The organism is Acetomicrobium sp. UBA5826, from assembly GCF_002433005.1.
In the GTDB taxonomy this organism is placed as follows: Bacteria; Synergistota; Synergistia; order Synergistales; family Acetomicrobiaceae; genus Acetomicrobium.
In genome coordinates this window covers 20614-42751 of sequence record NZ_DJHF01000016.1, presented here as the reverse complement: position 1 = coordinate 42751, position 22138 = coordinate 20614, and the positions used below count along the sequence as shown (strand labels likewise).

The 22138-nt window shown below is 51.0% G+C and carries 23 protein-coding genes and 3 tRNA genes; 3 read left to right on the top strand and 23 right to left on the bottom strand.

What is annotated here, in order from left to right; translation table 11 throughout:
• From B3N34_RS04320 to B3N34_RS04285, 8 genes are all read right to left on the bottom strand, one after another.
• Positions 1 to 942, bottom strand: coding sequence for a transketolase family protein (locus B3N34_RS04320; RefSeq protein WP_286975249.1), 942 nt, complete (start codon positions 940 to 942; stop codon positions 1 to 3).
• Positions 942 to 1796, bottom strand: a complete 855-nt coding sequence (locus B3N34_RS04315; RefSeq protein ID WP_286975247.1) for a transketolase — start codon at positions 1794 to 1796, stop codon at positions 942 to 944. Before B3N34_RS04315 ends, B3N34_RS04320 begins: the two co-directional genes overlap by 1 nt.
• Complete coding sequence (gene csaB / locus B3N34_RS04310) at positions 1775 to 2821, bottom strand: polysaccharide pyruvyl transferase CsaB (RefSeq protein ID WP_286975245.1); 1047 nt, start codon at positions 2819 to 2821, stop codon at positions 1775 to 1777. The genes B3N34_RS04315 and csaB overlap by 22 nt, the downstream gene beginning before the upstream one ends.
• Positions 2805 to 4724, bottom strand: coding sequence for a DUF5693 family protein (locus B3N34_RS04305; protein WP_286975243.1), 1920 nt, complete (start codon positions 4722 to 4724; stop codon positions 2805 to 2807). The genes csaB and B3N34_RS04305 overlap by 17 nt, the downstream gene beginning before the upstream one ends.
• The gene (locus B3N34_RS04300) at positions 4721 to 5323 is read right to left on the bottom strand and encodes a Maf family protein (protein WP_286975241.1); all 603 of its coding nucleotides are present in this window, start codon (positions 5321 to 5323) and stop codon (positions 4721 to 4723) included. Before B3N34_RS04300 ends, B3N34_RS04305 begins: the two co-directional genes overlap by 4 nt.
• A gap of 31 nt (positions 5324 to 5354) precedes the next feature.
• Positions 5355 to 6149 (bottom strand): undecaprenyl-diphosphate phosphatase, encoded by a 795-nt coding sequence (locus B3N34_RS04295; protein WP_286975239.1) that lies wholly within the window; start codon positions 6147 to 6149, stop codon positions 5355 to 5357.
• A complete protein-coding gene (locus B3N34_RS04290; RefSeq protein ID WP_286975280.1) occupies positions 6146 to 7600 on the bottom strand; it encodes a ribonuclease J in 1455 nt (484 codons plus the stop codon). The genes B3N34_RS04295 and B3N34_RS04290 overlap by 4 nt, the downstream gene beginning before the upstream one ends.
• Before the next feature lie 394 nt (positions 7601 to 7994).
• Entirely contained in the window at positions 7995 to 9266 is a 1272-nt protein-coding gene (locus B3N34_RS04285; protein ID WP_286975237.1) for a class II fructose-bisphosphate aldolase, read from the bottom strand.
• 152 nt (positions 9267 to 9418) lie between these two features.
• On the opposite strand from B3N34_RS04285, the gene B3N34_RS04280 reads away from it, so the two are divergent.
• The 3 genes from B3N34_RS04280 (at position 9419) to B3N34_RS04270 (ending at position 9852) form a co-directional block, all read left to right on the top strand.
• A tRNA-Gln gene (locus B3N34_RS04280) sits at positions 9419 to 9493 on the top strand.
• A 10-nt stretch (positions 9494 to 9503) separates the two neighbouring features.
• Positions 9504 to 9579: transfer RNA gene (locus B3N34_RS04275), tRNA-Glu, on the top strand.
• Between the two features lie 24 nt (positions 9580 to 9603).
• Positions 9604 to 9852 (top strand): hypothetical protein, encoded by a 249-nt coding sequence (locus B3N34_RS04270; RefSeq protein WP_286975236.1) that lies wholly within the window; start codon positions 9604 to 9606, stop codon positions 9850 to 9852.
• Here B3N34_RS04270 and B3N34_RS04265 read toward each other — a convergent pair whose 3' ends face one another.
• The 15 genes from B3N34_RS04265 to B3N34_RS04195 form a co-directional block, all read right to left on the bottom strand.
• Complete coding sequence (locus tag B3N34_RS04265) at positions 9853 to 11181, bottom strand: N-acyl-D-amino-acid deacylase family protein (protein WP_286975234.1); 1329 nt, start codon at positions 11179 to 11181, stop codon at positions 9853 to 9855.
• 24 nt (positions 11182 to 11205) lie between these two features.
• Positions 11206 to 12372 (bottom strand): MalY/PatB family protein, encoded by a 1167-nt coding sequence (locus tag B3N34_RS04260; RefSeq protein WP_286975232.1) that lies wholly within the window; start codon positions 12370 to 12372, stop codon positions 11206 to 11208.
• Between the two features lie 112 nt (positions 12373 to 12484).
• Positions 12485 to 13180, bottom strand: a complete 696-nt coding sequence (locus B3N34_RS04255; RefSeq protein WP_286975231.1) for a HEPN domain-containing protein — start codon at positions 13178 to 13180, stop codon at positions 12485 to 12487.
• A gap of 10 nt (positions 13181 to 13190) precedes the next feature.
• A complete protein-coding gene (locus B3N34_RS04250) occupies positions 13191 to 14282 on the bottom strand; it encodes a mechanosensitive ion channel family protein (RefSeq protein ID WP_286975229.1) in 1092 nt (363 codons plus the stop codon).
• Between the two features lie 42 nt (positions 14283 to 14324).
• Positions 14325 to 14762 (bottom strand): adenosylmethionine decarboxylase, encoded by a 438-nt coding sequence (gene speD / locus B3N34_RS04245; protein ID WP_286975227.1) that lies wholly within the window; start codon positions 14760 to 14762, stop codon positions 14325 to 14327.
• Positions 14763 to 14899: 137 nt separating this feature from the next.
• Positions 14900 to 14974, bottom strand: a tRNA-Ala gene (locus B3N34_RS04240).
• A 125-nt stretch (positions 14975 to 15099) separates the two neighbouring features.
• A complete protein-coding gene (locus B3N34_RS04235) occupies positions 15100 to 15219 on the bottom strand; it encodes a hypothetical protein (protein ID WP_286975278.1) in 120 nt (39 codons plus the stop codon).
• A gap of 152 nt (positions 15220 to 15371) precedes the next feature.
• On the bottom strand, positions 15372 to 15557 hold the full coding sequence (locus B3N34_RS04230; RefSeq protein WP_286975226.1) for an Rpn family recombination-promoting nuclease/putative transposase: 186 nt from the start codon (positions 15555 to 15557) through the stop codon (positions 15372 to 15374).
• Positions 15558 to 15862: 305 nt separating this feature from the next.
• Positions 15863 to 16525, bottom strand: a complete 663-nt coding sequence (locus B3N34_RS04225; RefSeq protein ID WP_286975224.1) for a ComF family protein — start codon at positions 16523 to 16525, stop codon at positions 15863 to 15865.
• A 13-nt stretch (positions 16526 to 16538) separates the two neighbouring features.
• Positions 16539 to 17738: a methionine adenosyltransferase gene (gene metK, locus B3N34_RS04220; RefSeq protein WP_286975223.1), complete on the bottom strand. Its 1200-nt coding sequence runs from the start codon at positions 17736 to 17738 to the stop codon at positions 16539 to 16541.
• Between the two features lie 131 nt (positions 17739 to 17869).
• Positions 17870 to 18292, bottom strand: a complete 423-nt coding sequence (locus B3N34_RS04215; protein WP_009201441.1) for a GNAT family N-acetyltransferase — start codon at positions 18290 to 18292, stop codon at positions 17870 to 17872.
• Positions 18293 to 18566: 274 nt separating this feature from the next.
• Positions 18567 to 19763 carry a DUF3084 domain-containing protein gene (locus B3N34_RS04210; protein ID WP_286975221.1) on the bottom strand — a complete coding sequence of 399 codons (1197 nt, stop codon included), beginning with the start codon at positions 19761 to 19763 and terminating at the stop codon, positions 18567 to 18569.
• A gap of 135 nt (positions 19764 to 19898) precedes the next feature.
• Entirely contained in the window at positions 19899 to 21266 is a 1368-nt protein-coding gene (lat, locus tag B3N34_RS04205) for an L-lysine 6-transaminase (RefSeq protein WP_286975220.1), read from the bottom strand.
• 117 nt (positions 21267 to 21383) lie between these two features.
• Entirely contained in the window at positions 21384 to 21812 is a 429-nt protein-coding gene (locus B3N34_RS04200; RefSeq protein WP_286975219.1) for a YkgJ family cysteine cluster protein, read from the bottom strand.
• The gene (locus tag B3N34_RS04195) at positions 21809 to 22138 is read right to left on the bottom strand and encodes a hypothetical protein (protein ID WP_286975217.1); all 330 of its coding nucleotides are present in this window, start codon (positions 22136 to 22138) and stop codon (positions 21809 to 21811) included. Before B3N34_RS04195 ends, B3N34_RS04200 begins: the two co-directional genes overlap by 4 nt.

Here is a 22138-nt window from a genome sequence, read left to right as displayed (position 1 = left end):
TCACCGCCTTCTGGTTGCCCAGACTTGAGCGACAGCCCCGACTATCTCCCTATGGGTTAGGGAATAGTACTCCTGAAGTTCCGCAGGCGCCCCGCTTTCTCCAAAGCGATCCCTTATGGCGACGAACCTCAGGGGAACAGGATAATTTATTCCGAGGCTTTCCGCTACAGCGCCGTAAAGGCCTCCTACCTGATTATGCTCCTCGGCAACAACACAACACCCCGTCCTTCTTACCGAGGACTGTATGAGGTCTTCCGGCAAAGGTTTAACGCTATAACAATCTATCACCTCGGCCTCTATGCCCTGACGGGCAAGTATCTCGGCTGCCTTCAAGGCCTCAAACAACATAATACCACAGGCGATGACGGTGACGTCCCTGCCTTCCCTGACGATCTTTCCCCCGCCCGGCTTAAATTCCTCCTTGGGCGAATAAAAAAGAGGAACGTCCATGCGCCCCAGCCTGATGTAGAGGGGTTTATCGTATTTGAAGGAAGAGACTATCAAATCGCGAGCCGACCAGTAATCGGCCGGTACCATTACCGTCATGTTGGGAAGGGCTCTCATCAAAGCCAAATCCTCGAGCATCTGATGGGTCCCGCCGTCCTCCCCCACGGTGATGCCAGCATGGGTGGCTATGAGTTTTACGTTCAAATCGGGCATGGCGACGCAGCACCTTATCTGATCATAGGCCCTCCCGGCCAAAAAAGAAGAGAAGGCGACGGCGTAGGGCTTCATTCCCGCCAGAGCCATGCCGCTTGCGACTTCCACCATGTTTTGTTCCGCTATGCCCACGTTGTAATATCGGTCGGGAAATTCCTCCGCAAAGGTCTTGGTGTAAGTGGAGGAAGCGACATCGGCATCAATCACCACAACGCCTTCGTCGAGCCCGGCAAGCTCAGGCAAGGCATCTTTAAGCGCTTCGCGTGTGCTTTTTCTCTCCATTATGATCGCTCCTCCCCGTCCAAAGAGACCAACTCCTTGTTGAGCTCGTCGAGCAACAAGGTTACGTCGTTTCTGGTGAGGCTGGCCTTTACGGGAATATCCCCTCTTTCTGCCAAAGTAACGCCCCTTCCCCACTTGGTACGGGCGATTATGGCTTTAGGCATTCCCCTGCTGTCCGATGCCTCGGCGAAGGCCCTATCGATGGAAGGATAATCATGGCCGCAGGTCTCGCTGCTGAAAAATCCGAAGGCCTGGAACTTCTCTATAAGAGGTTCCAGGGCCTTTATCTCTTCCGTCCTTCCTTCCATTTGAAGGCCGTTTCGATCAACGATCACATAAAGGTTATCGAGATTCCAATGGGAAGCCGTCATCAAAGCCTCCCAACAGGAGCCCTCCTGAAGCTCGCCGTCTCCCACCAGGCAGTAAATCCTGCTTTGGGGCGAAGTTTTTCTCAAAGCAAGGGCCATTCCGCAGGATATCCCGATCCCCATGCCCAAAGATCCCGACGGCGCGTCTATTCCAAGGGCAGTCATGTATGCGGGGTGGCCCTGCAGCAACGATCCCAATCTCCTGTAGTTCCAAAGCTCCTGTCTCTCGAAATACCCCCTTCTGGCCAAGACGGCATAAAGGCTGGGACAGGCATGCCCCTTGCTCAAGACGAACCTGTCCCTCTCCCGCCATCCAGGCTCATCAGGATTTATATTCATAAGATAAAAATACAGATAAACCAAAATGTCCACGCAGGAAAAGGCCGATCCCAAATGGCCCGAGTCGGCCATGGATATCATGCGCAATACGTCCTTTCTTATATCCAGGGCTATACGGCGCAGCTTCAGCTCCTGTTCACGTTCCAATGCTCCTCATCTCCCAACGCAATCTTTAAAGCCGAATCGAAACTTTTCCGCAACGCTTCTTCCGCCTCGGCAACCTTTTGCCCTTCGGCCGACCGTGCCTCCAAAAATAGGGAGTCAAATCTTTCGCCTCTCTCCCAAAGGGGAATATTCCAGGTCAGGGCAAAGGACCTTACCTTCGGATCGTAGGGAAAAGCGACCAGGGGAATGCCTTTCAGCAGGGCAAGAAGGCAAAAATGCAACCTCATCCCTACTGCCTTTGCCGCTCCCTCAAAGGCAGGCTCTACGTCACCGGCCTTTTTCAGCAAAAAAACCTCGCAATCGGGGCTAACGCCTGAAGCCTTCAACTCCTCCAGATCTTCCTCGGCCATGCACACCGCCCTAAGCTTATATCCTTGCATTTTAGCAAATCGCTCCGCTTCCCGCACCAGCAATTTTACCCCTTCCTCTCTTTGAGGCAAGGGCCTCACGTTGAAAACTAAAACGTCCCCGGCCGAGGTTTTTGCGGCTTCTTTGAAAGAAAGTGCGAATACGGCATCGGGCGCCAAAAAAAACTCAAGCCCCCAGGATGAAAGGAGCGCTGCCGAATTATCGTCCCTGACGTACCTGGGACTGCAATGCTTTAAGGCGTTTCTAGCGAGTTTTGCCGCCAATTTAGAACGAAAGGGCCCTAGGGACTGACCGAAAGCCCAGGGACGGGCTCCGGCCATTCGGGCAAGAAAGACCACACCCCAGTAGTAAAAAGAGGACCTAAGGCTCGTAGAATCCTGAAAGAGCCCGCCTCCCCCAAGAAGCAGGCTCCTGCTCTGCCTTAAGGCACGAAACACCTCAAAGAGGTTCCATCTATCAACGGCGGCAACACCAAATTGCTCGGACGTCTCCTTAGGATTTGCGGAGAGCACGCAGAGGCGGGACTTGCCAATTCCCGCCTTGAGGGCCATTTCTATCAATGCTCGGCAAATGAGTTCATCGCCCAGATTACCGAAACCGTAGTATCCACTAAGCACTACATCATATACCTTCGCCACCAAAAAATAACCTCCTAAAGGCTTTAGCCCTTAGGGCCAAAAGAAAGACTCCTATGACAACAAGCCCGAAAAGGGACCCCACCCAAAGGCCGTTGAACACCCTCCAACAGATGAAATATATCCTCGTGTGAAAGTGGCAAAAGCTGTTTACGGCCGATGCAAAAGCAAGGGAAGAAGACATCCTAAGCAAGAGGTGAATCTGATGTCCAAACCTCGTAAGGGTATACTTCGACTTCATGATACCAATAAGCAGGGCCAGCCAAAGTGCCGGATAGCCGACGAATATCTCCTTGTTTCTCGGCCGAGCCACCAGGTAACGTTCGAAGGCATCCCTCAAGGCCACCTCCCACTTTGGCACGAAGGAGACGTTTCCGCTTCTTATTAATAATACAGCAGCTGCGGCAAGAAGAAAAAGAAGCAGCAAAAGCTCCCCCCATAGGGGCGGCCGTTTCAATACATCTATCGGGCTTTCCGGATAGCGCCGCTTGGTCATATCGTAAAGCAAAACAAAAATCGGCGGGAGGACAAGCGTCGCCTTGACTCCCGAAAAAGTCAGCAGGCGAAGCATATAATGAGGTGTCCCGAAAAATGACGAAAGGGCAAGGCCTACGGCAAGGACAAGCGCCATACCCTTAAGCAACCCGTAAAAGGGCTTTTTGTCCTCGAGAGCCGCTACGGTTGCGACGGAAGCGCCAAAGGCAGCGAGCATGGCGCCCATTATCCTGGCAATAAAGCTCGCGTAATTTGCTCCAAGGGCAAGCGCTGCTATGACGGCGGCCGCTTTCAAAAAGACTCCCTTCGATTTAAAGCGCTCTTCGGCCATGGATACCAAAAGGGCGAAGACGAGCAGGTTGGCAGCCAAAAAAGCGATCACAGACCATATGTTTCGCTGCCAGCTCCCGTAAGGCTCCCCAAGTTTTATCTCAAAGCCGTCCCTCTGGAGCAAACCTTTCAGAGAGAGCAGATCTTCCTCGAAACTGTCGATCCAGGGGGCGGAGGCGATATCGTAGGGCCTGAGCAGCAAAACCCTCACGGAACGCTCCCTTGCGGCCCTGGCAAAGCGTTCCACCAGGACGGGACGGGAGAGGTTTCTTGTTATAACCTCCTGCGTAGTTACGCTGTGAAGGGGAAGTATGTTGGGAAAGGACTGCCAACTTAAGGTGTTGTCCCCAATTTGACGGACGAACTCCGGCTGCAACAATAGGGCATCGTATCGTCTCATGACTTCTACGACGGCAGGCGTATCGGGATATCCGAAGACCACCGTTCCCTGGGGCAAGACCCCCCTTAGCCTCCAAAGGGAGGCAAAAAGCAGGTCAAGGGACGAGGCCACATTTTCCGAAGCTATGCCGAAGGTGGGAGAGGGCCTGTAAACAAGGGGGACGTCCAGTCGGGCGAGACGCTTCATTGCCTCCGGGTCCGGCACTATGCCCACTTCCAAAAACTCCTTTGGCTCCCCAGGGAGGACATAAACTCTCCCCCCCGGTGCATCATAAACTTTGCAGCCGGGAAAGCGAGCGTGCAAATACTTTCTGAAAAACCAATCGTCGTATTCCAGGGGGACGAAAAGGGCCGCCTTTCCCGATAGGCCGTTGAACCTCTCTTGGGGCAAAATATCTCTTAACGTGCCCCACAAAAAGGGCGAATCGCCGTCCCGCAGGTCCGCTCCCGTCAAATCTTTAAAGGATATGGCCGAAATTCCCTTTTCGAGCAGTCGATCCAGCATATCCTCAAAGCCAAGACCTGTCTGCCGGGCCATAATCTCCACATCGGAGTATTCCATGAGAAGGGCGACGTCTTTTTTTGCCATTTCTTCCCTGAATCTGTATTGCAAGCCCAATATTCCCGAGACAACAGCGCACAAAAGCAGGACGAAAGAAAGCTTCCTTAAAAAAGAACTCACTTGACACACCTCCACTGGGCCTCGAGGGGCCAACCCATGCGCTCAAAAGCCTTAGACAGAGTAGCGAGCGGCAGGCCTACCACGTTAAAATAACATCCTTCGATCCTTTCCACCAGTAATGCACCCTTGCCCTGAATTCCGTAAGCGCCAGCTTTATCCATGCCTTCCTGGGTGTCGAGATAGGCCAAAATGGCTTTTATGTCCATCCTTCTGAAGGTAACCTTTGTGACCTCATGATCGGAAATTATCCTGCCGGCTTTTGCTACGGCCACTCCCGTATAGACCTCGTGCGTAGAGCCGTTGAGGAGGGAAAGCATGTCCAGGGCCTCTTCTTTGGAGGAGGGTTTGCCCAGGATACGTCCGTCCATATAGACCAGGGTATCGGCGCCTATGACGTAATGCTCCGGATAAAGATTTGCTCCAAAGAGGGCCTTCTTTTCGGCCAAAAGCTCCACGGCCTGAGATGGAGAATTAAAATCACCGACATTCTCCTCCACGTCTGGAGATACGAACAAAACATTCCAGCCTAAAAGATCGCTCAGCAAGCTCCTTCTTCTTGGGCTGTTCGAAGACAACACTATCGGCACCGATCGATCCATGTTTTCGCTCCTTCCGACAAAGGTGATTAGGCTAAATAATGCCGATCGCAAACCCTAAAGCCGCAACGAAAAGACAGTAGAGAGCAAAATATTTCCACCTTCCGAATATCACGACTTTTTTCATGAAATGAAGCGACAAAAGTCCGCAAAAAAAGGCCACAATGCAGGCTAAAACCCACCCGTCGGGCAAAGAAGTTCCCATTTTCGACGCCTTCATTCCTTCAAGGAGAGTGGCCCCCATTATGGCCGGAAGAGACAGCAAAAAGGAAAACCTGAAGGCTTCCTCTCTTTTGGCGCCCGTCATTAAAGAAGCCACTATGGTGCTTCCCGACCGCGAAATCCCAGGCATCACGGCCAGCCCCTGGGCAAGCCCCGCCGCAAGCCCCGTCCAGAGGCTTACCTCTCTGTTTCCCGCCGGAATGCGGCCGGCCCACCTCAAAAGAGAGGCCGTCACAACCAACCCGCAGGACACCGCCAAGGGAAGGCCAAAGGCCTTCGTGGCCACATCTTCCAAGGCGAAAGCAATGACGGCCGTCAGGAAACTTCCCAGTATTACTGCCCAACCGTATATCCAGCCCTCGCTTTTTCTTCGTTCCCTGAAAAACAAGCCCAGGGCCCATTCTTTCAAAAGACCGACTATGTCAAAAAAGAAATAGACAATCGTTGCCATCATAGTAGCAAAATGAAGATAGACATCAAAGACGATAGGTAGTTCCTCAAGACCGAACAGGTGCTGCGCCAGGGCCAGATGTCCCGAGCTGCTGACGGGCAAAAACTCCGTGACGCCCTGAAGCACAGCGAGGACTATTGAATGAAGGGCGCTCATTTAGCAAACTCCCTTCCGGCAAGCCCTGACAAAATTGCTTTTTCCTTCACTTCGTTGACTAAGACTAATATCACGGGAGAAGAAAGGGAATATCTTTTCAACACGCCCTTTATCGCGCTTCTGATGCGAGAGGCCAGGTCCTCATCCTTTCTTTCGCATTTTTCGCGAGCGAAAGCTTTCACGGCCTTTTCCACGGCATCTTCTATCTGGCGGTAAAGTTCGTCAGCATCGACACGATGCAGAAAACCCCTACTTTCAATTGAAAGTGGGGCGATTACGTTGCCCGACGAATCCAGCACCACCGATATACAGAAGACTCCCTCTTCGGCCAAGTCCTTTCTCTCGCCAAGGAGCCCCCCCTTCATATCTCCGTAGGTGCGACCGTCCACAATGTAGGCCCCAGCCGGGACTTTGCCCGAGATCTTAGCCTGCCTTTTTGTGATGCTTAATACATCGCCTTCCTCCATGACGAAGGCATTTTTGGCGGGCACCCCCATCTCCTCGGCAAGTTGCTTGTGCTTCACGAGATGCCTGTATTCGCCATGAAGGGGAACGAAATAGGTGGGCTTTATAAGGCTCAGCATCATCTTAAGCTCTTCCCGAGAGGCATGCCCCGAGACGTGTATATTCTGTTCCGCCTCGTATATAACCTCGCATCCTTGTTTGAAGAGGTCGTTTATCGTTCGGTGGACGAGCCTCTCGTTTCCCGGAATGGGGAGAGCGCTTATGACCACCAGGTCCTTCGGTCCGAGCTTGATGAACCTGTGGTCTCCGCGGCTCATGAGCACCAGCCCCGAAAAGGGCTCTCCCTGGCTTCCCGTCGTTATGACCACCAACCTGTTGCTGGGAAAGCCTTCGATCTCCGAGGGCTGGATAAACACGTCATCATCGACATCCATATATCCCAATTCCCTCGCCCTGGCGACGTTCGCTATCATGCTCCTTCCTATTAGGGCCACCTTTCGGTTGAACCTAACCGCCGTCTCTATGACCTGCTGAACCCTGTGGAGATTGCTGGCAAAGGAAGAGATGATGATTCGCTTGTTCCTGTAAAGCCTGAAAGTCTGCTCCATCGTTTTTCCCACCATTCGCTCCGAAGGGGTAAAACCGTCGCGCTCCACGTTTGTAGAATCCGACAGCATTAAAAGCACGCCCTTCGTACCCAGGGATGTAAGCAGGGCATAATCCGTCGCCCTTCCGTCTATTGGGGTTGGGTCGAGCTTGAAATCCCCTGTATGAAGCACCACGCCCAAGGGAGTGTGTATAGCGTAGCCTACGCCGTCAGGAATGGAGTGGCATATGCTGAAGGGCTGAACCTTGAAACAGCCGAGATCGATCACGTCTCCCGCCTGGATTTCTTTAGCCTTAAGCTCGTATTTTGGAGCCCTCTCTTCCATCCTGCTTCTTATGAGCCCCAGGGTGAGCCTGGTAGCGTAGATAGGGCAGTCCAGCTCCGGGAGGATGTAGGGTAAAGCCCCTATGTGGTCGTCATGTCCGTGGGTGNNGTGATTACCATCCCCCTTATCCTTTCCTTATTGGCCAAAAGGTAGGCCGGGTCGGGTATCACAAAATCGACACCCAACATCTCCTCGTCGGGAAACATAAGCCCGCAATCGATTACCAGGATATCGTCGCCGTATTCCAGGACACTAATATTCTTTCCTATTCCCCCGACACCTCCCAGGGGAATAAACTTCAAAGAAGCGCCTTTGCGCTCGTCCGGCGAACGCCTTCTGCGCTTTGTCGCATTTTTTTGCACCAAATATTTCACCTCCACGTCAAAATGGAGGGCGACAAAGTCTCCCTCCATAGCCTACGCAGTCCGTAAGCTCTTTCTTGTCGTTTTTAATCTGAATAATCTTTATCCTCTTTCTTCTTCTCTCTGTTTGCATCGGGAGCCTTCTCGGGAGCAAATTCGCTCCTCGTATGGAAGATCTTTCGCTCGGGCGTAGAATTGTAATCCCTCCTGGAAGACGCTACCTCCAAGACCAACTCCGCCGTGCCTTCGCTTCCAAAGGCCTTTATAAACTTGGTCGCCCACTCCTCTGTCTCGGCCACAATCCGCTCCTGTATCTCTTCCGACAGGGTCATTATTTGGTCGTGGAAGGGCTTATTCGCCTTCTTGTAGTCTCCGGATTTCCTGTTGAAGCCCTGTTCGTCGGCCCAGGCAACTATTTTATTCCAGAGCTCCACTGGAATGCCTCTGTTGGGATCCTTGACGTAGGAGCCGTCTTTTATGACGGCGTTGCCCGTCTCGGGCTCCATCTCCAGCCCGAAAACGATATTTTGCCACAGTGTCGCTACATTTCCCTTGTTTATGCCGTATTTCGAGAACATCGAAGCCTTGTCGAAAGGCGTTCCCGATATGCCATGCTGGGCTATTGAAACGCCGTAACGAGCGACGGCATCGGCTATCTCCTTCGTGCGATTCAAATCTATCCCCTCTATCTGTCCGGCAGTCTTGTCGTATGTGCCATGCATGCTTCCATTTGAAATGGCAAGCAGGTCGGGGAATATACACCATGAGTTTAGACCGCCCACGAAAAACAAGGCCTCTTCCACAGTCGTCAGTTCTCCCGCTCCTTTTATCTCTCCTACCTCGACTTCCAACCCGAGGTAGGCCGGTATATGCTGAGCCACGTCACGGGTGAAAGTCAGGTTTTCCCAGTCGGGATTGTGAGAGGCATCAACGGCGACGGATGTCCAGCCTCGCTCTACGATCTGCCTCAAATGGGCTATGGCCTTATATACGTCGGAAATGGATTTAATGGCGTAATGATCCACATGGAGACCGAATACCACTCCATGCCCCAACTCCTTCGAATACTTTACCGCGTAATCGGGCACGTTGTCATAAGTGCACCCGCAATAGGTGGATTCCGACTTGGCAAGCTCGATCAAAACGGCAGAATTAAGTTTCTTAGCAGCTTGCAATACTCCTTTTACTGTCAGGGGGTTTCTCGCGTTGGCAGCCAATATGACGGCTCCTTTTTTTCTCGCCGCCTCGATGATATCCCTTCCGCTTACCAGCGCTACCGGTTCGTCTCCATATATGGCCTGCACATTTAACGGTCTTTTCTTGAGCAATTCTTTGTAAGACAGGCTTTCCGTCTTCAATTGATACACCTCCTGCTTTACTTTTCGCCCTCTCTGAAATTAGGAGCGAATAAATTGTAACACGCAAAACAAAATCCGTCCTTAATGATTTTCAACAAGCCCCTTGCACTGCAGCTGAAGTCATGATAACATAGCTTTCGCTAAAGAGAAGTTGGGGGATCGTCTAATTGGCAGGACGCATGACTCTGGATCATGTAGTGGTGGTTCGAGTCCACCTCCCCCAGCCAAATTCAAAGTGGCCCCATCGTCTAGAGGTCTAGGACTCCGGGTTCTCAGTCCGGCAACAGGGGTTCGAATCCCCTTGGGGCTACCATTTTTCTTTAGGGGCATTTCAAAGATGGCCAAAAACTACCTCTCTCTAGGTATTATAACGATAATCATCATAATAAGTTTCACCATAGGTATCGTCGTGGGGTTTTCCGTAAACTTGGGAAACGCTTTATTTGCCCACCCCGACAGATATAAACTCATTATAAACGATGACGGAATGATGAAGTTCGACTCTTCTTCCGGTAAGCTCTGGATATACGACCCCTCCCGAGAGAAGGACGAAGAGGGGCCCTGGATTCTGATGAACGGAGATTGATCACCTCCGCAACATCACTTCTCCCTGGGGTTCAAAAAGCGTCTCCTTTTGTACTGCAATTTTACCGCCTAAGACCACGTATTCTATCCCCTTTGGCGGAAGGTTAGGCTCTTTGAAGGTGGCACAATCTTCTATCTTTTTCGGATGAAAAACGACTAGATCGGCCTTGCAGCCCTGCTTGATTACCCCTCTGTCCTCAAGCCAAGACGCCTTGGCAGGAAGATAGGTCGCCTTGCGCACGATCTCGGGCCAGGGAAGCCCTTCCTTTAAAAGGATCCTGAAGGCCCTAGGGAAGGTGCCGCAGGCGCGGGGATGACCCTGGCCATTTTCCATGAGTGCGTCGGAAGCTATCATACAATCGGGGTGCTTCAAAGCGACCTTTACTTCCTCCTCGTTCATGACGTGGGCTATGATCAGGGTGTCGGGCTCTTCTTTTCTAAGCTTGACGTAAAGTTCCTGCGTCAGCCTTTTGCCCCTATTTTTCCCCGATGCAACCTGGAGCGAGGAAAAACCCTTTTTCCACCGCTTCTCAAATCCAGGATCGAAGACAGCAGATCCGATGCGAGTGCAAAATGCCCTGTAGGGATAGGAATCGAAGGTAATGTCGGCATGAGGCTTAGCCTCCTCTATCATCTCAAGGGCCTTGTCGAGACATCCGAAGGAAGCCATGCTGGCCAGATGGGATATCTGCACCCTGACGCCGCACTCGCTTGCGAGGGATATTGCTTCCTTAACGCCTTCAAGCGATCTTTCGCCGTCGTATCTTATGTGTATCGAGACCCACTTCTTGTCGTATTGCGCCACCACCTTGGCAAGCTCGCTTATCTCGCTGTAACTTGCCCCGGGAACGTATTCAAGTCCGAGAGAAAGGCCAAAGCTGCCCTTGGACAACTCCTGCTTTAAGATCTCGACCATCTCTTTTATGGACTTGGAATCGGCAGGCATGTATACGTCATTTAGCCCCACTTCTTGCCTCAAGGTCTGATGGCCCGTAAAAAAACCGATTCTAATATAGCGAGGTTTCGACAAAAGCTCATCGCTTAAAATGGGGCCCAATCCGCAGTTTCCTGCCACAGCCGTAGTAACGCCCTGAAGAAGCAGAGCCCTTTCGACGTCGTCTTCATCGAGCTTTTCGTCGTGAACGTGAGTATCTATAAAACCCGGCGAGACGTAAAGCCCCTTCGCGTCGATCGTAACCTTTGCATCCGGGGGAGCATCGCTTCCGACGTAAACTATGCTACCGCCTTCAACGCCTATATTTGCCTTGTATATCTCGAGCTTTTCCGGATCCACAACAGAACCGTCGAGTATCAAAAGATCCAACTTCATCCTTCCTCCTCGCCCCAATGGGATTCAACATATTTCGGACAATGCTTCCGTCAGCCTTTTTAGGCCTTCCGAAAGCGTATTTCTCGGACAGCCTATGTTCATCCTGGCAAAACCGACGCCGTTTGACCCGAAAGCCGAGCCGTCGTTTAAGGCCAACTTCGCCTTCCTGACGAGAAAGTCCATTAACTCCCCCTGCTTCAAGGCAAATTTCTTGAAATCAAGCCAAAGCAGGTACGTTCCCTCGGGCTTTACGACATCAATGCCCGCCTTTCGCAGGATCGGGAGGGCAAAATCGCGATTTTTCTCCAGATAAAGTATCAGCTCATCGAGCCAATCCCTCCCGTATTTGTAAGCCGTCTCAAGGCCCAGTATACCAAAAAGGTCTCCCGAACCGAAATGAAGGCCTCTTAGCACCTTGGTAAGCTTTTCTCTCATATCGGGATTTGGAACTATGGCGTAGGCGTTTTTAAATCCCGCGATGTTGAAGGTCTTGCTGGCCGACATAAATGTGACGCTGTTCATCATGGCCTCGCTGTTCAGCGAGGCGATGGGTATGTACTTCCTTCCGGGGTAGACGAAATCGCAATGTATGTCGTCGGAAATGATAGGAATTCCGGCCTTTGCGCAAAGGTGCGAAAGGGCAGAAAGCTCATCCTCGGTCCAGACCCTGCCCACCGGGTTGTGGGGGTTGCAAAGGAGCAGCGCTTCGGCCGAAGGAAGAATTTTTTCGAGGTTTTTAAGGTTCATATGCCAACCTTCGTCCTCAACCAGGAAATTGAGCAAGACCTTCCTGTCAAGGGATTCCGTCACCTCAAAGAAGGGAGGATATACGGGAGGCTGCACGACGACTCCGTCGCCTTTGGAGGTAAGGGCAAGCAGGCTTGCGGCGATGCCGGGCATGACACTGGGAACGTCAACTATCCACTCCCTTTTTATTTCCCAACCGTGGCGCTTTGAAACCCAATCGACTATCACGTCATGGTAAGACTTGCCTTTGGCAGGATAGCCGAACACGCCATGCTTCGATCTCTCGATAAAAAACTCCACTACTTTAGGAGGAGATTTGAAGTCCATGTCAGCCACCCACATGGGAAGCAGATCTTCTGCCCCAAAGTTATCGAGCAACCCGTCCCACTTTTCGCTACAGGTTCCCCTGCGGTCCAAGACCTCATCAAAATCGTATTTGGACATTTCCATCCCCCTCTTCTTTGGACTAACGATCCTTCAACCCTTATCGCACTAACGCCGCCCCATAGCTTAACATGATTACGATTATTTTAAAATGCATTTAAAAATTCTAAAACTATCCGAAGGCCTTGGTAATGGCTTCGACAATCCTCTCGGCGGAGGCAACGTCATTTTCGGCTTCCCGAGGAGTAATGGCTGGCCAGTCTCCGGGGTGCCCAGCCTCGACGGCCCATTCTGAAAACTTCGCAAGCTCTAGGGAATCAAGCTTCAGGCTTTCGACAGATATGTGTTCGGAAATAAGCCTGTAGAGGGCGTTTAAGTCATGGCTTCGCGGAAAGGGGATGCCATTGGAAATTAAAAGGGCTTTTAACGCCCTCTCGGCACCCATGGCGGACAGCCAGCAGGCGTGGCGATAAAAGCCCAAGTCCAGCAATTTTTCCGCGGCACTTAAGTCGTCGGAGGCACATTCCAGCCAGATGCGGGCCTCTTCGATATAAGGAGTCATATCTTCATACAGGACCTTACCCTCCTTTAACATGGAATAAAGCAGGGTTCCGGGAATGCTGCCTTTAACAGTCAACTCTTCAGGTGTGGCGATTACCACATCTTTCCCGCAGGGATAATCGCTCAAGGCAGCGCGCATGGCCACCGCCACATCCCGCTTGTTCACTTCCTTTTCGACTACGACGAGAAAATCGACGTCGCTGTCCCATGTTTGGGTGCCCCTGGCGTAGGAGCCGTAAAGAATGATTTTAAGAGGGTTAAACTTACGTCTTATCATTTCTGCAATGGAGCGAATTACTTCCTCCATGTCGCTCCTCCTATTCCGACCCTTTTGAAGCAGGTTGACCTTTCAGGGATACGCTTATCGGCTCGGCTCCTGAGACGTAGATCGTCTGAGTCGGGTAGGCAAAGACTATATCCCTCTTTTTAAACTCCTCGAAAAGGGCAAGGTTTATCCTCTGCTGGATGTCCATGTAGACAGTGTAATCGGAAGAGAGAACGTAGTAAACCACCTCGAAGTTCAGCGAAAAGTTGCCGTAGCTTGCAAAGTGCGCCCTGTCAAAGCGGGCGTTTTCTATCGAAGTGATTATATTTTTGACTATGTCGGGGATTTCTTTAAGCTTTTCGAGAGGTGTTTCGTAGAGCACTCCAAAGGAAAAGACAACGCGCCTCTCTTGCATGCGCTTGTAGTTTCGTATCCTGCACTTCAACAAGTCGGAGTTGGAAAATATGAGCTGTTCCCCGGTCAGGCTGCGCAATCTCGTCGTCTTAAGGCCTATGTGCTCCACCGTTCCCGAATAGCCGTCTATGACTATGAAGTCACCCACCAAAAAGGGCTTGTCCAACACTATGGACCAGGAAGCGAAAAGGTCGCCCAATATGTTCTGGGCCGCCAAAGCTACGGCGATACCGCCTATCCCTAAGCCTGCAACTAGAGCCGATACTTCTATACCCATATTCTGCAGAGCGATTAAAATTATTATCCCCCAAAAAAGGAGCCTTCCCATGAAGCCAAGGGCCGAAAGCATGGTTGCCCCCGAAGGGTCCTTTTCGACCTTTCTTTTTATATTCGACGTCAGCCAAAAGTTGATCGCCTTATTACCCCAGAGCCCAACCTGTAAGAGCAAAAAAAGAACCACCAACATGGAGATGGCCCTGGATAGCCTCAGCGGCAGGGAAAGAAAGGAAGAACCCGCGAGTATGGCAAGGAGGACCAAAAAGTATACATTTATCTGTCTTACAAGGTCCAAAACCAGGCTAATGGCCGTACTTGGCCGTCGAGAAAACAGAAAAGAGATATATTTATCGGCTATCTTTTTCAAGTAGTAAAATGTGAAAAAAGAAACAACACCAGCAACAAGGGCAACTATCCATGCCCCCACGCTGTTGCCCCAAATCATAGTATCCATCGACATGACCTCCTTTGGTAAAGGCTAAAGATTTTCCCGATCCTAGGACTTGGGCTTCTTGTCTCTCTGTCCATCGTCGTTTTGACGAAGTTGTTCCTCCCAGGTTATGAGGGAGTGATAAAATTCCCGATCTCCGTCATCAAGACCTCGGGTTATTTCCGTAACGTGGGTGTGTTTTGCCTTCACTTTCTCCAATACATAGTCCACTGCCACGTCGGGTCGGGTATCGCTTCCGCAGGTGTATATGTCCAAGGCCATATATTCAAGCTCGGGCCATGTGTGTAGGGACAGATGGGACTCGCTTATGACCACCACGCCGCTTACCCCGTTCGGTGGAAAGCGATGAAAGGAGACGGCCCATACCTGGGCGTTCGCACGGCGCGCCGCTTCGACGAGGATTTCCTGCATTTTGTCAACTTCCCCAATAACTTCCGCACAGCCGGAGGCTTCAACGATATAGTGATGTCCCCTCGGATTCATGCAAAACACCCCCCTTTGTTTATTGTTCACGAATCGGTTTTAAGTTTAATACAAAGGAGCGGATATAAAAAGCCTTTTCGCATGAGAATAAACAAAAAACCTCCTTTTACATATGCAAAAGGAGGTTTTATTTTCACTGGTGGAGCTGAGGGGATTCGAACCCCTGACCTCTTCCATGCCAAGGAAGCGCGCTCCCTCTGCGCCACAGCCCCAGGACAGTGCCCATTATAGGGAATCGACCGGGCTTTTGTCAACGAGAATTTTAAAATTTCTTATACTGACTTATTGCATTCTTATAGAGGGCAGAGCTTAATATTCAAGATGCGAACCCCGAAATTTACCCTAGTATTTTAAGCACTTCGTCCTTGGACTTGGCGTCAAGGACGGCTTCTGCTGCTGTGTCGAGTTTAACTTCGTCGGCGACGGAGCGGATCATCTTTTCTTCTTTGGGTGTTATGTTAAATTTACGGCGAAGGAACTTTATAAGCAGCTCTTGCTTGCCCTCTTTTTTACCTTCTATTTTGCCCTATATTTTCCCCTCTTTTTTACCTTGTTTTATCAGCTTTTCTGCCAGAGACGGCATAAGCTCTTCACCTCCAAGTTCTTTTACTATCCGTTGCATTGTAACCTTTGATCTTCGGTGGGGATTAGCTTCATTTCCTTTAAATCTATCTGGTTTGAAATGTCTTTTGGGAGATACTTCTTTATAAACTGTCTTACATTTGCTTCCTCTGTCATTACCCTTTTAAAAAGCCTGTCGTGGGGGTCCTTGGGCGTTAGGTCGTCTTTGGGCACAAGGGGAACCTCCTTTAAAAGAAATTGGGCAATATAATTTAGTAGCTTAGAATAACATTTATAAGCCTGCTGAAAAAGCAAGCATATATTGCGTTACTTGCTAATCATATCACAAAAAAATCGCAGGTAACTTGATCTTTACTCTAAATTATGTCTTGGGCATTTACATACAAAAGAAACAATTAAGCATTTATGGCAGCATCGTTAAACTATTAAACTAAAATTCAAGATTAAAGATCCGACCCTGGGGTTTATTTCCTTTCTGTTAATTTTATCGGCACATTTGCGGGAAATCTTGATTCAAATTAATTATATGTTCCTTTTCGTCCAAGGGTAAAACTGAGGGAGGCCACCACTTGTATTCCACCCTCGCGAAGGGCCGTCGCCGCTTTGAAGATAGTAGCTCCTGTTGTGCAGACGTCATCGCATAGGATCGCGGTTTTTACGCCACGGGGAAAATATTTCATCTTAAATGCATTTTCGGGGAGAGGGTCTCGGTCCTTAGCTGCCTTGGGCGCCCTGGGAGACACCCTGACGTTCCAGGACAGGCAGTCCTGTAGCGGTATTTTAAGTTTACAGGACAACCCCTTAACTATTTTCTTGGATTGATTGAAAAGCCTAGGGCTTCCCATGTGAAGCGGAATGGGAACCAGAGCGTCTGCCCTCGTTTCGGCAAGAAAAAAAGACAGTGCGACCCCCAAGGAAAAGCCTATGGCGCCATCGTGACCATATTTGAGAAGATGCACGAGCTTTCTCGCCTGGCCTTCGTGAGCGGCGCCGTAATAGTGGGGGAAGGAATCGCTGTGTTTATCGCAGGGATAGGGTCCAAAACACTGAATGCATATAGGTAAATTTGGGGACAGCAAACCTTCCGCGCAGTTAACGCAACAGGAAGACGCGATCTTTCCGCAGATGGGACATGTGACGGGAAAGATCAAATGCAGGAACAGGTCCGCTATCCCCGACACGACCGTTTCCCGCCTATCGGGCTGCTTTTTTCATCGCTTCCGCCTTGTCCGTCCTCTCCCAGGCGGGAATGGGGTTCAAATCGATCCTGCCCATATGGCCGTAGGCAGCCAGGGGCATATATTGAGGCTTCCGCAGGTCGAGATCTCTTATCATAGCCGCGGGTCTGAAGTCGAAATGCTCCCTCACCAGATCCGTAATCCTTTCGTCGGAAATCACGCCTGTTCCGTATGTCTCTACGGAGATGGAGACAGGTCTTGCAACCCCTATGGCATAAGCAACCTGAATCTGACACTTGCGGGCAAGGCCTGCGGCCACCACGTTTTTGGCGGCGTACCTTGCCATGTAAGCCCCGGAGCGATCGACCTTCGTCGGGTCTTTGCCGGAGAAACAGCCACCGCCGTGGGGCACAACACCGCCGTAGGTATCGACGATTATCTTTCTGCCCGTCAGCCCCGTATCTGCAAGGGGCCCTCCCAGGACGAACCTTCCAGTGGGATTGACGAGCACTTTAGGGGAATCATCCATGAGATCGGGAGGCATAACAGGCTCTATGACGTGTTCCACGATATCGGCTTTGATCTGCTCCTGCTCTACCGACGGGTGATGTTGGGCAGAGACTATGACCGTGTCCACTCTTACGGGCTTTCCGTCCTCGTACTCAAGAGTCACCTGGGTCTTGCCGTCGGGACGGAGATAGGGAATTATCTTTTCCTTTCTGACGTAGGCAAGGCGTCTGGCCAGTTTATGCGCCAACGCTACGGGCATGGGGAGAAGCTCTTCCGTCTCATCGCAGGCATAGCCTATCATCATGCCCTGATCTCCAGCCCCTATCAAATTTATTTCGTCATCCGTCATATCGGTTTCCCTCACCTCGAGGGCCCTGTTGACTCCCTGGGCTATGTCGGGAGACTGCTCGTCAATGGCCGTTATGACGGCGCAGGTATCTCCGTCGAATCCGTACTTTGCCCGGGTGTAGCCTATATCTTTGACGATGCTTCTTACAAGGCGGGGAATATCGACGTAACAGCTGGTAGTTATCTCCCCGGCTACCATGACCAGCCCCGTGGTGACCAAGGTCTCGCAGGCAACTCTTCCCATGGGGTCTTGGGCGAGTATGGCATCCAAAATGCCGTCGGATATCTGATCTGCCAATTTGTCGGGGTGCCCCTCGGTTACGGACTCCGACGTCAGCAACAGCCGCTCTTTAGGCATCAATTCCACCTCCGGTTATCAAAAATAGTGGACCCCGATGCCGACACGATAAAGCACCAGGGCCCAAACGGGCATTAAAATAAGGGTGCAAGTTCTTATAACCTGCAACGGGCCTTTCTGTCAAGTGCATTTTAAGAATATTCTATAGGGCTTCGAAGCAAAATTACCGCTCCGGGCATCTCCTTGAAGCCCCACTTCTCCAGGAAGGGGTAAAGGTCGCTCGTATAGGTAATTACCAGCGGTATATCCTTTATAGCCGGATGTTCGAGGACGTAATTCATTAGGGCAGTGCCCAATCCCTGTCCCTGATGGTCGGGATGGATGATTATATCCCACAGCGATGCTCTATAGACGAAATCCGTGAGAATACGGCAAAAACCCACCAATTCACCCCTGTATCGCACGGAAAAACACATACTGCTGCCTTCGAGCATGCGAACTATGCCTTCATCGGTGCGACTTTTTCCCCACCATATGTACCTATAGAGGGCTTTTATCTCCTGCGGCGAAACGGCGAGTTTGTTATCGTAAAAAGTGTATTCGCTAAGATCCATATTTCAGTCGCGGTCGCCCAAAAAGACGTATTCACCTGACGAAGCGTGAAGGGTCATGCCCTTTAAAATTTTTCTCAAATCCACACCTCGGGCATCGCTGCTCACGGGCAACTGCACCAGCTGGCCCNNGGCCCGTTCCGCACTTGGCGCATATCCACGACGCCCTGGCCATGCCATCGTAATCGGGGTCACCGGCCAAAACCTTGACCTCCCCGCAAACCTGACATTCCACTATGAGCATGGATCCAGCGCCTCCTCTTTGCATGATTTGCATTTAATCAACCTCTATTTTAACGCGAACCGGACCTTCTGTGTAGGTGTCGGTGGCGGCGATGACGTTAACCTTGAAGGGGGGCGTCGTGTTGCTCAACTTCTCCACGGCATCGAAGAACTCGGTGGCCTCAAGGTTGCCCACCGTTCCCGAAATGGGATCGGGAAGTATGCCGTCCCTTTGAGCCTTCAAGTTAACTTGCCTTAGCAGGTTATAAAGCTCGATCTCGGCCTCTTCTTCGCTCAAGGGCTTCAGAAAAACTTCGCTGACCAGGACCTCTCCGGAGGCGTAAATTTTCACGCTATCGTGAACGCTCACGACGCAATCGATCTTCTCACCCACCACGGCATTAGTGGCAACTTCCAACCTGATGACCTTCCTTCCTTTGCTTTCTCTTATCTGCTTTAAGGCATCCTCAAGCTCGCCTTCGTCTATGCGAAGGTCTATGGCTTCGGGTCGCAACCCCGTTCGCAGTGATAAGACCAGCCGGGCATTCTCCTTCAACTTGCTTATAGCGTCGCCTATTTCCAAATCCTTCGCCGAAGCGGGATCGATTGGCATCTGGGTCAACAATTCCCCCGCAAGGACCAATATCCTTCCTTCCTTGACCTTTTCCAGGTTTTCTCTAAGCTCCGCAGCTTGGGCCTTAAGTTCGGCTATCTGGCTTTCGAGGTTGTCCCGTTCTTTTTTCATTTCCTCGAGCTCGTCGCTCAGTTTCCTTTTATCAGCCTCAAGTTCCCTGGCTTTATCGTTAAGCCTCGCAACCTCTTCTTCCACCTGACGCAATTTGTCCAGGTTGTCGGCGAGATCTTTTTCAACTTTTTGCAACTGCCTTTCCTTTTCGGAAAGTTCCGCCTGGCTTTTGAATAAATCTATCTGAAGGTTTTCGAGCTCGCTTCTGCTTTTGCTCAGCTCGGCGGTGAGGTTTGATATCTCCCTTTGGATGTATTTCATGTTAAACAAAGCCACCCTGACCGTGTCGGATGCTACGGCCATGACGAAAAGCGTGACAAGGGCAATGGAAACACCCGTCACGACTGTTATAAAACGAGACGTATATTTGGGCCTCATGCCGAAGAGGCTTATCCTCTTTTTGCCAAGCTTCATTCCCAAAATATCGCCGATGTAAGCGACTATCGCGCTAGCAATGACGAGGGAAAAGACCAACTCCCAGTTAAGTTCGCTCAAGCCGTATCTCAATTATCCACCTCCCATTGAAACATACCACGAAGGATAGGAATTTGCCATATGCGAAATGTGCGAAATGCTAAAAAGAGGCAGATGTGCACATCCGCCTCTTTTTAGCATTTCAAAAACCTAAGGCCTTTCGGAAGGCTAAACTTCTCTGTCGAGCTCTGCTAGTGCTTCCTTTGCAAGGGAAAGGCCTCTGTCTATCTCCTCAGGCGTTATGTTGAGCGCGGGGCGGAACCTCACAGAACGAGTGCCGCAGGGGAGGATCAGGACGTGTTTTTCCTGCATCTTCTTTAAGAACTTTGCCCTTATGTCGGCGCAGGGCAGATCGAAGGCACACATGAGCCCCTTGCCCCTGATATTCGACAGAAGCTTTGGAAATTCCTCGCCCAGCGCTTTCAGACCGTTAAACAATTGAGGTCCGGCTATGTTTTCGACGTAGTGCAAGACGTTGTCGTCGCGATAGATCTCCAGGTACCTGGTGGACCTTACCATGTCACAGACATTGCCGCCCCAGGTGGAGTTGATGCGGCTTGAGACGGTAAAACAGTTTTCCGGGACCTCGTCGACCTTAGGACCGACCATGATGCCACAGACCTGGGACTTCTTTCCGAAGGCTGCTATATCGGGGGTGATGTCGTGATGCTCGAAGGCCCACATCTTGCCCGTTATGCCCATGCCGCACTGGACTTCGTCCAAAATGAGCATGAGGTCGTATTCATCGCAAATCTTGCGGAGCTTCTTGAAGAATTCGGTCCTGAAGTGGTTGTCTCCCCCCTCGCCCTGGATGGTCTCCAGTATTATGGCGCAGTAGGCGTCGGGGTCATCCCAGAGGTGCTTTAATATTTGGCTTTCCGAGACTTCCTCCTCCCATCTCACGGCATCTATGTGTTCCTCGAGTGGCCAAATTATTTTGGGGTTTAACACCCTGGGCCAATCGTATTTGGCGAAGTACTGATGTTTGTTGGGATCGGCGGTATTGGTCAATGAAAGTGTGTAGCCGCTCCTTCCATGGAAGGCATCCCTAAAATGAATGACCTTCGTTCCCTTTTTGCCGTCCATGGCCACACCCTTGGTGATCTTGCCCTGGGCAAGGAGCTTTCTTACCTTCCGGTCCATCGCCACTTTCAAGGCGTTTTCTATGGCCAAAGTTCCGTAGTCGATGAAGAAGAGGTGATTAAAACCTTTCGGCAGGGCCACCTCGGAAAAGGTCTTAACGAACTCGGCCATCTCCACGGTATATATGTCGGAATTTGCCACCTTGTTTATGGCCGCCCTGAAGATCTTTTCCTTGAATTCGTCGTTGGCAAGCTTGGGATGATTCATCCCAAAGGGCGCAGAGGCAAAGAAGGTGTAAAAATCAAGCCACTTCTCTCCCGTTCGGGCATCGACTATCCAGCTGCCCTGGGACTTTTCCATATCGACCACTATGTCGAATCCGTCGCGCAACACCCACCTTTCCAATGTCGGAAAGACTTCTTCCGGCGTAACCGACCATTTGACATTTGCCATGCCTAACGCCTCCCGTTTTATAATGATCTTTAACTCACATGTTGCATCAGTTTACATTTTACATTCTAGCTCGGAAGGCAAATATATACAAGTAAATTAGGCACGGTTAACTTATCGTCAAAGTCCCGAAGCGGAAGTATGGGAAAGAAGACGCTCAATGGTCTCTTGCGGGTAAAAGCTTCCCTGCCCGATGCCAGGGCATCTTTGTCCTTCGAGGCGCCACGAGCGTGGGCTTTGAAGCACCGAAGGCCAAAAGGGATAGGTCCGACACTGAAGCGGCCTCACGGGGTATATCCGACACCTTCCATCGGCCAGGAACACGCAGTCTCCGTTTTCAAGCTCCATGAGGCTGATGCGGCCCGATACCCTTCGGGCAAAGGAACGGAGGGTATCGGCAACGTCCATTTCGAGGAAGTTGGCGATAGCAAAAATCTCATTTGTATCAAGCCAGACGTAACCCGGCTCTCCCCCGCAACACCGCCCGCATCCAAGGCAGGAAAAATATAAACCGTCCATCCACCACCGTTTATTTTTATACTCCTTCATCGTTCCTCCTGCCCTGACATCTCCTCGTAGAGAAACTTCCACAAGCCAAGGCCGCCGCTGTTTGAGATCTCATCACAAACCATCTCGATGGCAACCTCCTCCATTTGACGAAAGGGTCTTTTGGTGTTTGGTCCAAGGGCTCTGGCGTTAGCCATCTCGGATTTCACGATCTCGGCAAGAAGCAACCCCTCGAAGGACTTGCAGGCGCTTTCCAACTCCTCCTTCGAATGCCTCCCCCCGGCTTCGGCTTTATCCAAGGCCTTGACGTAGAGGTGTTCCTTCAGATATTCCCTCGTCAGGAGACTTGAAACCTCGACCACGGACAT